Source organism: Streptomyces sp. NPDC031426 (genome assembly GCF_055581585.1).
In genome coordinates, this window is sequence record NZ_JBVIJE010000025.1 from 99486 (window position 1) to 113813 (window position 14328).

Here is a 14328-nt window from a genome sequence, read left to right on the forward strand (position 1 = left end):
CTCAACCTCGCTGTGCGGGAGCTACCGGAGCCGACCGACCGACCGAGCCGGCCCCATGCAGGTACCGCTCGAGTTCGTCGGCGGCGCGCCGGTATCCACCGGCCTTGTGCTGGGCGTCCTGCAGGGTGGTCGCGGCTGCCCAGAACCGGGAGTCGCCGAGCAGGCGCCCGGCGAGGGCGCGCACGGATCCCTCGGTGACGTCCTGGGCGCGGATCGACAGGCCGGCGCCGAGCTCGGCGACGCGCCGGGCCACCATCGGCTGGTCGGCGCCCTGCGGGACCACCAGCATCGGAACCCCGGCGTACAGGGCCTCGTTGACGCTGTTCATTCCGCCATGAGTGACGAACAACGCCGCGTGGGCCAGGACTTCTGGTTGCGGCACGAAGCGGCGGGTGAGCACATTGGCCGGCAACGGTTCCAACGCGGCCGGATCGGTATGCCCGGTGGCGACGATCACGGTGCTGCCCAGCGGGGCGAGCGCGATGGCGAAGCTGCGCAGCAACTGCGGGGCGGCTTTGAACACCGTGCCCAGCGAGGCGTACAGCACAGGTTCCTGCAGCCGTTCGGCCGGGAACGACGGGTCGATGGGGCGGGCGCCGACACTTGGGCCGACGAACCGGTAGGACTGGTCGAATTCCTCGACCGCCGGCTGGAAAGCCCGCGAGGTGTAGACCAGGTTGAGCGGTTGGCGGATGTTCACCAGGTCGAGCAGCGGCAACCCGCGCATGTCGAAGCGGCGGTGCAGCCCGCAACGAGACCGCAGGTAGCCCCGGGCACTGCGGGGTTGAGCCTTCGCCGCGACCAGAAGCTCCCACGAGCCGCGGGTGACGCTGGGGACATGCCGGTTGTAGGCAAACGTGGTGAACGACGATGCCGCCGGCACCTTGAGTTCACGCGCGGCGACCGCGCCCCACAAGCAGGCGCTGTCGTGGACGATCAGGTCGGGTCGGACGCGGCGCAGGTCGGTGAGCACAGTGGGAAGCAGGCGGACGGCGGTGCGCGCGAGCGCCTCCATGAAGGTGACCGGCGTCGGGGGATCAGGGAGCGGCTGATCACCCCCGGGGTAGGGGTACACGGTCGCGCCGGTGGCCTCGATCTCCTCACGGAACGCGGCCGGGGTGTGGTACGTCACCGTGTGGCCCCGCCGAACGAGCTCGGCCACGATCGGCAGTGTCGGATTGACGTGCCCGTGCATGCCGATGTTGAGGAACGCGATGGTGCTCACAGACCGACTCCCGAAGTGAAAGAAGTTGATGTCTCGCCCGGGCGGGCGGCTGCCGTCGAAGCGTTGTCGACGCCGTGCAGGTACGGCCCGCTGACGCGCATCCCGTCGAGGAAGCGACCCGCCGTGCGGGCCGCGGAGTTGATCAGTCGCTGGGATCGGCGGAAGTCCCTCGGGGCGGGCCAGGCTTCGAAGCCGCTCGGCAGCACGACGATCGGGATGTGCTCGGACACCTCGCGCAGGTCACGCCCGATCTGATGGTGCAGCGAGAGCCGCCTGACCCGGGCGACGATCGCACCGGCAGGTCGGCGCGGGGTGGTCGGGCGCGACGGCGAGTTCTCCGGCCCGGTCGCCACCACCATCACGTCGGCCGGCCCGGTCTGCGGATCCGCCAGTACCGGGACGCAGGCGACCACCCCGCCGTCGACGAGCACCCGGCCCTCACGGTTCATCGGGCGCAACATCTTGGGAATGGCTGAGCCGGCCGGCGGCACGGACTCGAGGTCTCCGAGGCCGATCAGCGCCGGTTCGCCGGTGACCGGGTCCATGGTCACCGCGGTGAACGAGACCGACAACTGCTCGATACGCGACGGCAGCCCAGCACGAGCGATGAGCCGGCGCGGGCCGCGGCCGGTGAGGACACCGGCCCGGGAGACCACGTAGCCGAGCGGATACACCTCACGCTGATGCGATGGGGTCCACGTGTGGTCCAGGCACGGGGCGGCGGTGTCGGGACGGGTGGCCGCGATGACGCCGTAGCGGGCACCCAGCGAGGTTCCGATGACCATGTCCGGGACGAGTCCGCGCTGCTCCAGCGCGTACCTGAAAACAACGTGCATCGCTCCAGGCACGCCACCGCCGTCCACCATCGTGACCATGGGCCAGGGAAGGGCGCGCGAGCCCGCCGACGCCGGGGCTTTGGACGGGCGGCGCGATGACAGGAGACGTGTCCCTTTGCCTCCCGTCACAGTTCGACACCGCTCACGGCCACGACCGTTCGACGAGTAGCTTCCGCTGCGGAAGCGTGCCAGTGAGGTTGGTTTTTTGCGACAAGTAGCCCTCACGTTCCGCCTTTCTCACCATGGCGCCGAATCGGATTGGTTTCCCCACTAGGGACCGGGCGACTACCGGGTCTGTGACACCGCGAGCCGGGCGTGTCTGGTGGAAAGACCCGCTGGTCCGGCGCAAGTGCCGCTGATCAGGGCCCCGGTGCCTCGGCGGCTCGGAATCGAACCGAGCGACGCCGGAAGCCCTTGTGCCGCCGTTGAACGCGTGCATGCTCCGCAAAGTCCGGGTGGACGGGCTCCCGACGGCACCTTGTTGAACCCCGGGATGAAACTCCGGGAGGACACACCAAGGTCGGGGTGCTGGACGGCTCCCACCACTGCGGCGCCGTGCCCGTGAAGCATGGAGGCGTAGGTCTTCTGCGGTCCGTGTGCCAGGCATCGGCCGCCCCTGCGCGGTCGGCCTGGGCACTGGTGATCAGGGGGAGGATGACTGCGCAGTCGGGATCGTGAACGCAAGGGCCGTGCGGCAGAGCCGGACGTGGGACGTGGGTCGCGTGCCGGTATCTGGCCCTGCCTCAAGGGCCAGGTTCTACCGGTGTGAGGGGGAGGGCTGCGCAGCAGACGCGGCTGATTTGGTTTCATTCGATACCGTATCGGGTGTGTGGATGGCGGTAGTGTGGCCTCATGTCCGCCGATGTTCCTCACCAGACCACCGCCTCGCGTGTGACCGACCGTCCCGGGGACGCCTCGCCTTTCGCTCTCGGTCTGCTGCTGCGCCGGGCGCACTGGCGTGCGGCCGCTGTGATGGGGGAGGCGCTTCGACCGCTCGGTATCGAGTTGCGGCATTTCGCGGTACTGATCGAGCTGGTCAATCAGGGGCCCATGGTGCAGCGGGACCTTGCGGCGGCGACGGGATCGGACAAGGCCGGGATCATGCGCATCGTGGACGACCTGGAGCGCAAGGGTCTTGCCGTACGCAAGGCCGTTCCGGGGGACCGGCGGGTGCGGGCAGTGGAGATCACCCCTGAGGGGCTGGAGCTCTTCGATGCCGCCCACGTGGCGGCGGAGCCGCTGGCCGAGCGTCTGGTTGCCGAACTGGGGCGCGGCGAGCATGAGCGGCTGACGGATCTGCTGACCCGGTTCGCCCATCCCGCGGACGGAGAAAGGTAGGCGCGCCCCTGCACCGATTGGCTGTCACGCGTGCGCGCTTCGCCGTGTGCGGCTTTCGTGGCGAACCCCGCCCTGAGGGCTGCGACCGTTGTCGCTGTGCGCCTCCCTGGCTTCTGGCGGCGGTCAGGCCTTCGCCGCGGACGGGACGGAACTGTGCGCACGGCTACCAGGTGTATGTGTCGCGAGCATTGGAACTGTCTGGAGACATGCGGCATGGTCTCCCGGCCGCACCGTGGTGCTCGGCCGGCTATTCACCATGTGCGGCCACTGATCGAGAGTGTCCTCTCAGGCCATCCCGTCGCGTAGGCCGCCGCCCGGCCAGCCCACCGGCCCCAGGCGTGGAGCGTTCCCATGGCCATCGGAGAGGACGCAGGAAATGAGGACGCCGTGTGACGTCCTGGGGCGAAGCGTCACACGGTGTCTTCGCGCCGGGAGGGTTACGCGGCGAGGCGCTCCGCAAGTGCCTTGGCCTTGGTTGTCGCCTCTTGGAAGGCGCGCTCGCGGGAGGCCTCGTAGAGGGGGAGCAGCTCGGACATGGCCGGGTTGCGGGGAGCCATGGTGAGTTCCGGGACGATGAAGTCGAGGTCCAGGCCGAGGGTGCCTTTGAGGACGGCCTGAAGGTAGTTCTGCACGAAGTCGTAGCCCTCGCGCGGGGTGCCCGGCGCGTAGGAGCCGCCGCGGCTGGCGACGACGGTGACCGGGGTGCCCTGGGCGGAGGGGGTCTCGCCGGCGGTGCGGCCGAGCAGGAGCACGCTGTCCAGCCACGCCTTGAGGGTCGAGGGGATCGAGAAGTTGTACATGGGGGCGCCGATCAGGACGGCGTCCGCCTGCTCCAGCTCCTCGATGAGCTTCACGCGTGCGGCGAACGCGGCGGACTGCTCCGGCGTGCGCTCGGTGGGGGCGGCGTATCCGGCGGACCATGCGTCGGCGGTGATGTGCGGGACGGGGTCGGCGGCGAGGTCGCGGTAGATCACCGTGCCCTCCGGGTCCTGCTCCTCCCAGGCCTGACGGAAGGCGTTCGCGACCGAGCGGGACGAGGACGTCTCGCCAGGGAAGACGGACGAGTCGATGTGCAGCAGCGTGGCCATGGCTTTCTCCAAAGAGCGGCGCCCGAGGCGGGAAACCAGGGGCTCTGGATCGACGCTCGACGATAGTCGAACACGAGACGGTATTGAGTGATACTATCGCAGGTGAAATGAACGTGGACGCTGAGCCAGGTCGAGGAGGCAGACAATCTTGGACGTCTACGAGGCGGTCAGGAGCCGACGAGCGGTGCGCGGATTCACCGACCAGCAGGTCCCGAGGGAGGTGCTGGAGCGCGTGCTGTCCGCGGCCGCTTGGTCGCCCTCCGCATCGAACATCCAGCCGTGGCACACGTACGTGCTGACCGGCCGGCCGTTGGCCGAACTCAAGAAGTGCACCGGCGAACGCCTAGCCGCAGGCGACCCTTGGGACGAGCCGGAGTACGAGCAGTACCCCCCGGCACTGAAGTCGCCCTACCGCGAGCGCCGATCAGCCTTCGGTGAGCAGCGCTACGGCGCACTCGGCATCCCGCGCGAGGACCTGGAGGCGCGCCAGAGGGCCGCTGCCGCGAACTGGGACTGCTTCGGCGCGCCAGCTGCCCTGTTCTGTTACATCGACCGCGACATGGGCCGGCCCCAGTGGTCCGACGTCGGCATGTATCTGCAGACCGTCATGCTGCTGCTCCGGGCCGAAGGGCTGCACAGCTGCCCGCAGATGGCGTGGGCGAAGTATCGCAAGACCGTCGCGGAGGTCCTGTCACCCCCGGAGGAGCTCATCCTCTTCTGCGGCATGTCGATCGGGTTCGAGGACACCACACTGAGCCAGCCCCGTACGGGTCGGGCGCCGCTCGACGAGACAGTCACGTTCGTCGAGGGTTAGCCCTTCGCCCCAGCACGTGCGGTCTTGTGCCGGCCGTCCCGACGACGTGTCCCACTGCTGCATGCAATGACACCGTCGGGTGCGTGTGTGGTGGCGGTGCCGCCATCGGGACGAGTTCACCGTGTGGTCGCGGTGCGCAGAATGGCGGCAGGGTACAGCTGGCGGCAGACGACGGATTTCGGCTGGTGTGAGGCCCACGGGATGGGGGGGTGCCGACCGGATCACCGCCCTTTTCCCAGCAACCGGGAGATCGGCCAGCGCCTGTTCATCTCCCACCGCACCGTCGGGGCCCATCTGTACCGGATCTATCCACGCCTGGGCATCACAAGCCGGGGCAAGCTCGCCGCCGCGCTTGCCGCCCTCCACGAAGAACAGTCCAAGGCCGATGTGTCCGACGACCCGGAATGATCTGTCGGCATCCGGCATCCGGCATCCGGCATCGGCTGAAAGATCTCCGGATTTACTTCCGGTGGGCCGACGGGTGCCCGTGAAGCTTCGACAGGACCGCTGACGAGGCTCGCACATGGTCACGACGAACCGGCACCACGCATCCGTTCGAGCATTGCCGTCTTGACAACGCCTCAGATCGTCACCGGCAGACCGTTCTGGCCGTCCGGCTTCTGGAGGGTCTCCTGTCCGGTCCTGGCCGCGAGCAGCGTGTCGGCGACCGCTATGGCCTCCTGCACGTTCCGGGTTCCCATAGTGACGCACAGCGTATAACTCACGTCGTCAAGCTCGCGTGCCTCGTCCCGCCTCCCGCTTCTGGCGAGCTCGATCTGAAGGGACGCGTACCGGGTCAGCAGCTTTCTGACGACCTTCGGATCCGGAACGAGCAGCACGGCCATGCCCCCTCTCTCGATGTTCGAGTCGAGTGCCTCGTCGCGGACAGAGGTCGCGCCCGCTGAGTCCTTGCACACTGTCGTGCACCTCCGTGGTTGTTGCCCTGCACAGGTGAATGACCGTTCATCGCCGGACGGGTCGATATGCCACCCCTGGCGTCCGGCGGCGACAGCGTCCGTGCGGCCGAGGCTCGCACCGCTGCCTTGAAGTGAAGACCGGATGCACCCAACTGCTGTGACGGATTTGACGGTTCCGGAATCACAAAACCGAGGCGGAGGGGCTGACGAGGTCGTTGTCGCAGGGGCCCGCCACCGGCTGATCAGCAGGGTTCCACCCATGGCCGTGTCACACCGTCCTGCCACGTCTTGTCTATCTGGTGTCGAACAACAAACAGAGGGACCAATGCGTGAGATTCTGATTGTCGGTGGCGGTTACGCGGGCTTCTACGCTGCATGGGGCCTTGAGAAGAAGCTGCGTAGGGGTGAGGCGCGGGTCACGGTTGTCGACCCGCGCCCCTACATGACGTACCAACCCTTCCTGCCGGAGGTGACGGCTGGATCGGTCGAGGCACGTCACGCTGCGGTGTCGTTGCGGCGGCATCTGCGCAGCACCCGGCTGATAGCGGGGAGCGTGACCGAGATCCGACATGCTGACCGGACGGTGGTCGTCCGACCTGCGAGCGGAGGAGTCTGTGAGCTTCAGTACGACACCCTCGTGGTCACTGCCGGCGCCGTGACCCGCACCTTCCCCATACCCGGGCTGGCGCAGCACGCGATAGGCCTGAAGCACGTGGAGGAGGCGGTGGCCATTCGTGACCGGCTGATGACGGCGTTCGACCAGGCGGCGTCGCTGCCGCCTGGCGCTGAACGGCGAAAGCTGCTCACCGTCACATTCGTGGGCGGCGGGTTCTCCGGTGTCGAGGGCTTCGGTGAACTGCTCTCGCTGGCGACTGCGATGGTCAAGTTCTACCCGGAACTGAGCTTCGAGGATCTGTCGTTCCACCTGGTTGAGGCCCGAGGGCGAATCCTGCCCGAGGTGGGAGACAAGCCAGGTGCCTGGGTCGTGCGCTCTTTGGAAGAGCGTGGCGCGCACGTCCATCTGAACACGCAACTGCTCTCCGCCGAGGATGGCCACGTCGTGCTTTCCAGCGGAGAGGAATTCGATTCCGCGCTGATCGTCTGGACCGCCGGCAACGCCTCGAACCCGGTCGTGCACAACCACACGGATCTCCCCGTCGACGAGCGAGGCCTGCTCGTGGTCCGGCCGGATCTCCGCGTGGATACCGACGGTGAACCCGTATCGGATGTGTGGGCGGCCGGCGACGATGCGGCCGTTCCCGACCTGGCTTCGCCCATACCGGGGGCACACACGGTGCCGAACGCCCAGCACGCCGTGCGGCAGGGCAAGCGCCTTGCGCGGAACATCGCGGCCAGCCTTCAGGGGGGCAGGATCCGGGACTATCGCCACAGCAGTCTGGGAGTGGTGGCGACGCTGGGTCTCGGACGAGGCATCTTCCAATACAAGAACATCGTCATCAAGGGATTTCCCGCCTGGCTGATGCACCGGGGTTATCACGTCCTGGCTGTGCCGAGTTGGGAGCGCAAGGTCCGCGTTCTCACCGTCTGGCTCACCGCCGCGCTGTGGGGCAGAGACCTCGTTTCCCTCGCCTCCGTTCAGCATCCACGGGACGCGTTCGTCACGAACGGCAATCCGCACCACCTCGGCGAGAGCCGGGCGAGTGACCACACGGCCGCATGAGCATGCCAGAGAGGTTCAACGGCTGAGAGCCAGCGGCGAGGCGCGTGCGGGGGCAGGCGCTGGAAGTCGTTCACCCGGTGATCGCCAGGCAGGCAGGGTCGTTCGTGTCACCCGCACCGGCGCCCGTAGTCCCTCCTCGGTGCGGCTTCCGGCGCGGTGACCTCTTGCCGGGCGCTGACGCACACATCGCCGACTCCTTACGGTGACTGGCCTTACGGTCGGCTCACTCTTTCCGGACCTGGAGGACGCTCGCTGGTGGCCGGTGCGTCGAGCGTGGCCTGCCTCGCCGACGGTCCCCTCAACCGACCTACCACATCCGCCCAACTGCCGATGAGACGGCCTCAAACGAGCGCACCTGTCTGCCGTTCCCGTGATCGCCTCAGGTCGGCCTACTGGCACCGACAGGTGACGGCAGCAGACCGCTCAGCAGCCCTGAGCGCAGTCCGGGTGCGCAGCATGGCCGACAGTCCGAACGTGCATGCCTTCACGCACCCTCGGTGAGGCAATCGACCCGCCCAGATCCGGTATCGCCGCAACTGGGCTTCCCGCAGTTCCTGTGGAGGACCCCATGGACGTGAGTGATGAGGCCGCGCGCGGCCTCACCGACATCGAGGCATTCCTGTACGAGGAGTCTCATCTGCAAGCAGCACGTCAGCGCGTGGCGGACTTCACCGCGCGGGCGCCGGGGCTGACCCAGGAGCAGAAGTTGGACATCGAGCGGTGGTATCTCGACGAGCAGAGGTACGTCGCCCGCATACTGACGGATCACATTGCAGACCGCATCAGTGCGGTGGAAGAGCAGCATCACGTCCGCTTCGGGCGCTGGCTGCGAGGGACGATGACCGCGATGGCTCTGATCACCGTGGCCATGCTCTGTGTCGCTGTGATGCTGGGGACGTTGGACTGAACCAACGGCGTGCTCCGCCCACAGCTGTTCCGGTTCCCAGCCTGTCGGCAGTGGAACAGGCGGACGCATCCCTCTGCCCGGGCGGCCGACTCCCTCACCCCGGCACGTGACGGAGGCGGTCCCTGCGCCAGGTCGCGGCACGGTCGCGGACTTCGGCAGCGGTCCGCAATCAGTGCCCTCGATGCTGCGACGCAGCGTCTGTGCAGCCCGGGAGCTGCCGCAGAGTCATCGGCCGGGCGGCGCAACGCTCCTGTCAGCGAGGGTGAGCGTGGCGGAGCATGGACCGGTAGACGACTCGGAAAGCGTGCGTTCGAGGATGCGGATCGATTCGGTGCTGGTGTCCCAGGCCTGGCGTCGGCGTTCTGGGTAGGCCCGCGCTTCGAGGTGGTAGTGGGATGGCGAACTCGCGGGAGCAGTAGCGAAGATGCCATTGGCGGAGTGGTGTATCGACGGCAACTCGGCTTCCAGGGCGTTTAGCACGTGCACGCCATCTGGGCCTGGACGGCGTCGGCGTCGGGCTGTTCGACGATAGTCCGCAGCAATGTGGCCACCCGGGGCTCGGCCGACTTTGGGGACCTGGCTCAGCAGGCGCGGGCGTCATAGGTGCGGCATCGCTGCCGGCTCGAGCCGGGCAGAGTGGCGTCGATCGCGTGGACCAGGTCCATGCACGCGTCGGAGATGAGCAGTTGGACGCCGGACAGACCGCGGACGATCAGCGAGCGCAGAAAGACCGGCCAGCCGACGCCGTCCTCGGCGGTGGCCACGCCCAGGCCGAGGTCTCGCGGTGCCCGTCGGCGTTGATACCGGCCACGATCAACGCGTGGACATTGATGATGCGGCCGCCCTCGCGAACCTTCTGGGACAGCGCATCAATCGAGACGAACGAGTACAGGCCGGCATCCAGAGGCCGGTTACGGTAGGCGGGGCCGTGGGTCACGTTGTCGACGTCCCCCAGGTTGCAGTCCCGAATCCCGGAACAGCGCCCGTCGCTGCCGGTGGCGATCGTCCTCACCACGATTCATGCTCTGAGTATTGGTGTCGTCTGTCTGTCTGTCTGTCTGTCTGCCTGCTTCGCGCGGTGCGGGAGCGGCTTTGTACAGCTCGCCGACGTCCGGCTCGCCTGACCGGTTGGGGCATGGGGACGGTCGGGCAGCAGGGTGGGAAGGCGAGTTGACCGGTGTGCCGGTCACGCCGGATGGCTGGGTCATCCTGCGGCCGCAAGGCTGGGCGGCCGTTGATGTCGGCCCGGGACAAGCCCAAAGGGAGGTGCCCTGTTGGCGTTGATTATCCGCTGGGTGCCTCCCCAGGCCCTGGTCGGACTTGTGGGACAGCGAGAGGGCAGCCGGCCTTGTTCACGACACCCTGGCCGACGACGGTGTCCCGTACGGCGATTGTGAGGTCACCGCACCCGGCGACGCGCGCCGTCGACCACCGTCGGGATCACATTCGTGTGACCTCCGGCATCCTTCGCACCGTGGGCGGCCGACGCGACGAGCCAGGCATCGGCTTCGATGCCCAGCTGCGGTCGGCCGAGTGCCGGCAGCTCCCCGGCAGCCGGCCGCGAGAGGAACCAGCTGCCGCCCACGATCAGCGGCGCCTTCTTCACAGGCATCTCCAGGCGCCTTGCGCCTGCTCCGGCTGCACAGCAGAGATTTCAAGATTCAGCTTCACCTTGTCGCTGATCAGGACCCCGCCCGTGGAAATTTGGTCTGCACTGGGAGAGGCAGGAAAATCAGCTCTCCTTGTGGCAGGGTTTCGCAAGAATCAGGCGGTGGCCACCTGGTGTACTCGAAGGAGATCGGACGGGCGTGTCGCCGTTACGTGGCTCGCGGTGTTGCACCGGGTCATTCGGCAAGCTTTCCGTCGGTCGAGACCTCTTCCATCAGCGCGGAAATCTCGTCCGGGACGGCCGGAATGCTCTCGCGCGTGACACCAGTCGTGGGGGACCACACGAGATTGACCTGAAGGGCGGGATCCTGGGCGGGGTAGTCGCTGCGGTTGTGGCAGCCGCGGGTCTCGCGACGTTCGAGCGCTGCTTCGAGGGTGGCCCTGGCTGACAGGGCTGCGGACTTCAAGTCAAAGGCGTGCGCGAGATCCTGGAAGCCGGCGATGTCCGGGTGCACGCCGACGTTCTCCATCCTCTTCTCGATCACCGCGAGCTCCTCCAGCCCGGCGCGCAGGCCGTCTTCGTCGCGTACGACTCCCGCATGCTCGGTCATGGTGTTGCGGACGGCACGCTGCAGGGCGCGGACGTTCTCCGGTCCGTCGGCGGCGAGCAGATCGTCGATCTCCGCGCGGGCCTGTGCGACGGCCGACGCGGACCGCGGCTGGGCGGTCAGGGACTGCGAGTAGGCGGCGGCGGCCTGGCCTGTGATGCGGCCGAAGACCAGCAGCTCGATGAGACTGTTCCCCCCGAGGCGATTGGCGCCGTGCAGCCCGCTGGACGCCTCACCGATGGCGTACAGGCCGCGTACGTCGGTGCTGTGGTCCTCGGGGCGCACCCACACCCCGCCCATCGAGTAGTGCGCGGTGGGCGCGATCTCGATCGGATCGCGGGTGATGTCCAGCATCTGGAGGTCGAGCAGGGTCTGGTAGACACGGGGGAGCCGCGTCATGATCGTCTGCCGTGGCAGGTGGGAGACGTCGAGCCACACTCCGCCCTTGGGGGTGCCGCGTCCTTCCTTGATCTCCGTGTAGGAGGCCAGGGCCACGCGGTCGCGGGTGGACAGCTCCATGCGCGCAGGGTCGTAGCGGGTCATGAACCGTTCCCCGAGCGCGTTGCGCAGGATGCCGCCCTCACCGCGCGCGGCCTCGCTGACGAGGGTGCCGGCCGCGTTCTCCGGCTCGATGATCCCGGAGGGGTGGAACTGGACCAGCTCGGGGTCGCGCAGGCGGGCCCCGGCCTCCACGGCCAGGCGGAACGAGTCGCCCGTGTTCTCGTCGCGCCGTGAGGAGGTGCGCCGCCAGATACGGGTGTGGCCGCCCGCCGCGAGAATGACGGCGTCGGCATGGATCAGATAACGCGTTCCACGGGCGAGGTCGAAGCCGTAGGCGCCGAAAACGGCTCCATCGTGGACCAGAAGCCGGGTGATGTAGACGCCGTCGAGCACCGGGATGTCGAGCTGGTCCGAGCGCCTGATCAGCGTGCGCTGGATTTCCAGACCGGTGTAGTCACCGGCGAAGGCGGTTCGCCGGAACTTGTGCGCGCCGAAGAAGCGCTGGGAGATCCGGCCGTCCTCCTCCCGGGCGAAGGCCATGCCGTACCGTTCCAGGTCGTGGATGCCCTGGGCGGCGCCCTGAGTGACGATCTCCACGGTGCGGGGATCGGCCAGCAGATAACTCTCCTTGAGAGTGTCGGCGGCGTGCTGTTGCCAGCTGTCCTCGGGATCCATCGTGCCGAGGGCCGCGTTGATTCCTCCGGCGGCAAGTGCCGTATGAGCGTCTTCCTTGGGGCGCTTGCCGACTGCGAGGACGTCGACACCGGCCTCGGCCAGTTCGATCGCTGCTCGCAGCCCAGCACCTCCGGTGCCGATCACCAGCACCGTGGTGGAAATACGTTGTTCGGTGACAGTCACCGTCTACTCCGATCGCCGAGTGGTTGTCACTCACTACGACCACACCGTCCCGGGATCTGTGACACCCTCCGCTGCTGACGCTCGCGCGGTGGGTGGCGTCCACCGACATGGACGTGGGCGAGAAGCGATGTCGATCACCGCGGTCTTCGCCCGTCCCCAGGGCGGACCTGAGCCGTCACTGCCGCTCACACGACGCAGACACAGGACGTTGCCGAGGGCAGTCGGCAGCACCTGGGGTGACCCTTGCACAGCGACGGAGCCGAATGTACGGCTTCCCCCCTTCGCCGCTGATGATGAGCGGGCCTCTGCGGCCCCGTGCTCCCGCGCAGCCTCCACCGCCTTGACCGCAGTCAGACCACCGTTCAACCCCTCATCGTGTGACAACCCCGGCGAAGGCCTCGACGAGATACTCGCGGGCTGTCACAACATCGTGGCCTTCATGGTCATACCTCTACCCGGACGGCCGCCTGCACGAGCCAGCTCACTGCCGATCATCTCAGTGGGACGGAAGAGGAGAAGATGACGTACGTCATTGCGCAGCCCTGTGTCGACGTCAAAGACAGAGCTTGCGTCATGGAATGCCCAGAGGACTGCATCTACGAGGGCAACCGGATGCTCTGCATCAGCTCTTCCGAGCGCGTGGACCGTCGTGCATCCACACCGGCGTTGACGCCGATGTGTGGTCCCCTGCTGACAAGGCACTGTCCCAGCAGACCCGGCGATGCCCCCGCACCCAAGAGCGGTCGGCAGCTCGAAGAACGGGCAGGTCGCCACGCTCCCGACCGCTTCCGGTGGTTACCCAACAGCAGTGTCTGGGACAGGAAGGTGGGCGATGACGTCCACGTCTACGCCGGTGACCGTCTTGGCCCGGGCGGAGTGTTGATCACCGAGGAAATGTGTGGGAATGACCGTACACTCCGGAGACCAAGCCTTCCGGTCGACCTCCGCTCCTGGCGGTACGCATCGCCTCGGCTCCCGCATGCGTCACGAGCGGCTGGTGTCCGCCAGGATGCGCACGTCGCAGGACCGGTTCGCAGACGCGATCACCGCCTTCTCCGGCACGATGGGGTTCGTCTACCTTCACGCCGCCTGGTTTGCGGTGTGGATCGCCCTCAACCTGGGGCTGCTCGGCTCGGCAGATGTCTTCGACCCCTACCCGTTCGGGCTGCTCACCATGATCGTGAGCCTGGAGGCCATCTTCCTGTCCACGTTCGTGATGGTGAGTCAGAATCGGCAAGCGGCACGGGAGAACGTGCGGGCCGATCTGGATTTCGAGACCAATCTTCGCGTCGAAGTCTGGGCGGTGCACATAGGTAAGGCGCTCGGCATGGATCCGGAGGAGATCGAGCGTCACGTTCAGGAGATCATCCAGCAGAGCAGGAGTGCGATGGACCCGGCGTCCGAGGCTCAGCCGGTGGACCCAGAGACCTTGTGAACGTGGCCCTGACCACCGGTGGACGCCTAGATCGTTGTCGTCCCCGGTGTCGCGGCGTGCGATGGTGAGCAGTCCTCCCGCTCACCGTCAGCCGTCGTGGTTTAGACGGTGTCCTATGTGGTGATGCGGAGGAGTCGCTTGTAGCAGCACAGTGCTGCGGCGAGGCCGAGAAAGGCGAGGTAGTTGCGGGAGTGGCGTTCGTAGCGGGGGCTGAGTCGGCGGTAGCCGGACAGCCACGAGATCGTCCGCTCGATCACCCACCTTCGGCGGCCCAGCCGTTCGCTGGACTCGATGCCTTTACGGGCGATGCGCACGCCGATGCGCTTGCCGCGTAACCATTTTCGCAGGTGGGGGATGTCATACGCCTTGTCGGCGTGCAGGCGTTGGGGCTTGAAGTGGCGGCCGCGGTGGGGGTCATGTCTCGTTTGGTGACCCTCGACCATGGGCTTCAGCGCTTCGCTGTCGTGGGTGTTGGCGGCCGAGACGCCGACGACCAGGGGCAGTCCGTTCGC

At 67.5% G+C, this 14328-nt stretch carries 12 protein-coding genes and 3 pseudogenes; 7 read left to right on the forward strand and 8 right to left on the reverse strand.

Annotation, left to right across the window (positions count from 1 at the left end; translation table 11 throughout):
• Position 1: 1 nt before the first annotated feature.
• Both ACZ5NH_RS35400 and ACZ5NH_RS35405 read right to left on the reverse strand, forming a co-directional pair.
• Entirely contained in the window at positions 2-1225 is a 1224-nt protein-coding gene (locus ACZ5NH_RS35400) for a macrolide family glycosyltransferase (protein ID WP_468781187.1), read from the reverse strand.
• On the reverse strand, positions 1222-2100 hold the full coding sequence (locus tag ACZ5NH_RS35405) for a patatin-like phospholipase family protein (RefSeq protein WP_468781189.1): 879 nt from the start codon (positions 2098-2100) through the stop codon (positions 1222-1224). Before ACZ5NH_RS35405 ends, ACZ5NH_RS35400 begins: the two co-directional genes overlap by 4 nt.
• A gap of 813 nt (positions 2101-2913) precedes the next feature.
• Here ACZ5NH_RS35405 and ACZ5NH_RS35410 point away from each other — a divergent pair.
• On the forward strand, positions 2914-3399 hold the full coding sequence (locus ACZ5NH_RS35410) for a MarR family winged helix-turn-helix transcriptional regulator (RefSeq protein WP_468781191.1): 486 nt from the start codon (positions 2914-2916) through the stop codon (positions 3397-3399).
• A 437-nt stretch (positions 3400-3836) separates the two neighbouring features.
• On the opposite strand, the gene ACZ5NH_RS35415 is transcribed toward ACZ5NH_RS35410, so the two are convergent.
• A complete protein-coding gene (locus ACZ5NH_RS35415) occupies positions 3837-4487 on the reverse strand; it encodes an FMN-dependent NADH-azoreductase (RefSeq protein WP_468781193.1) in 651 nt (216 codons plus the stop codon).
• A gap of 148 nt (positions 4488-4635) precedes the next feature.
• Between ACZ5NH_RS35415 and ACZ5NH_RS35420 the strand changes: the two genes are divergently transcribed.
• Positions 4636-5301 (forward strand): nitroreductase, encoded by a 666-nt coding sequence (locus ACZ5NH_RS35420; protein WP_468781195.1) that lies wholly within the window; start codon positions 4636-4638, stop codon positions 5299-5301.
• A gap of 237 nt (positions 5302-5538) precedes the next feature.
• Positions 5539-5709: pseudogene (locus tag ACZ5NH_RS35425) on the forward strand (LuxR C-terminal-related transcriptional regulator); the annotation flags it as partial.
• Positions 5710-5882: 173 nt separating this feature from the next.
• Here ACZ5NH_RS35425 and ACZ5NH_RS35430 read toward each other — a convergent pair.
• A complete protein-coding gene (locus tag ACZ5NH_RS35430) occupies positions 5883-6146 on the reverse strand; it encodes a DUF5133 domain-containing protein (RefSeq protein WP_468781197.1) in 264 nt (87 codons plus the stop codon).
• 397 nt (positions 6147-6543) lie between these two features.
• Here ACZ5NH_RS35430 and ACZ5NH_RS35435 point away from each other — a divergent pair, with 397 nt between their 5' ends.
• Positions 6544-7899: an NAD(P)/FAD-dependent oxidoreductase gene (locus ACZ5NH_RS35435; RefSeq protein ID WP_468781199.1), complete on the forward strand. Its 1356-nt coding sequence runs from the start codon at positions 6544-6546 to the stop codon at positions 7897-7899.
• Positions 7900-8467: 568 nt separating this feature from the next.
• The gene (locus ACZ5NH_RS35440; protein WP_451556641.1) at positions 8468-8806 is read left to right on the forward strand and encodes a hypothetical protein; all 339 of its coding nucleotides are present in this window, start codon (positions 8468-8470) and stop codon (positions 8804-8806) included.
• 449 nt (positions 8807-9255) lie between these two features.
• On the opposite strand, the pseudogene ACZ5NH_RS35445 reads toward ACZ5NH_RS35440, so the two are convergent.
• The 3 genes and pseudogenes from ACZ5NH_RS35445 to ACZ5NH_RS35455 form a co-directional block, all read right to left on the reverse strand.
• Positions 9256-9728, reverse strand: a pseudogene (locus tag ACZ5NH_RS35445) (transposase); the annotation flags it as partial.
• A gap of 477 nt (positions 9729-10205) precedes the next feature.
• A complete protein-coding gene (locus tag ACZ5NH_RS35450; protein WP_468781201.1) occupies positions 10206-10418 on the reverse strand; it encodes a hypothetical protein in 213 nt (70 codons plus the stop codon).
• 232 nt (positions 10419-10650) lie between these two features.
• A complete protein-coding gene (locus tag ACZ5NH_RS35455) occupies positions 10651-12381 on the reverse strand; it encodes an L-aspartate oxidase (RefSeq protein WP_468781203.1) in 1731 nt (576 codons plus the stop codon).
• Positions 12382-12900: 519 nt separating this feature from the next.
• Here ACZ5NH_RS35455 and ACZ5NH_RS35460 point away from each other — a divergent pair.
• Positions 12901-13044 (forward strand): annotated as a pseudogene (locus ACZ5NH_RS35460) (ferredoxin); the annotation flags it as partial.
• A gap of 241 nt (positions 13045-13285) precedes the next feature.
• A complete protein-coding gene (locus ACZ5NH_RS35465; protein ID WP_468781205.1) occupies positions 13286-13816 on the forward strand; it encodes a DUF1003 domain-containing protein in 531 nt (176 codons plus the stop codon).
• Between the two features lie 113 nt (positions 13817-13929).
• Here ACZ5NH_RS35465 and ACZ5NH_RS35470 read toward each other — a convergent pair.
• Positions 13930-14328, reverse strand: a 399-nt coding sequence (locus ACZ5NH_RS35470; protein ID WP_468781207.1) for a transposase, incomplete at its 5' end; no start/stop codon positions are given.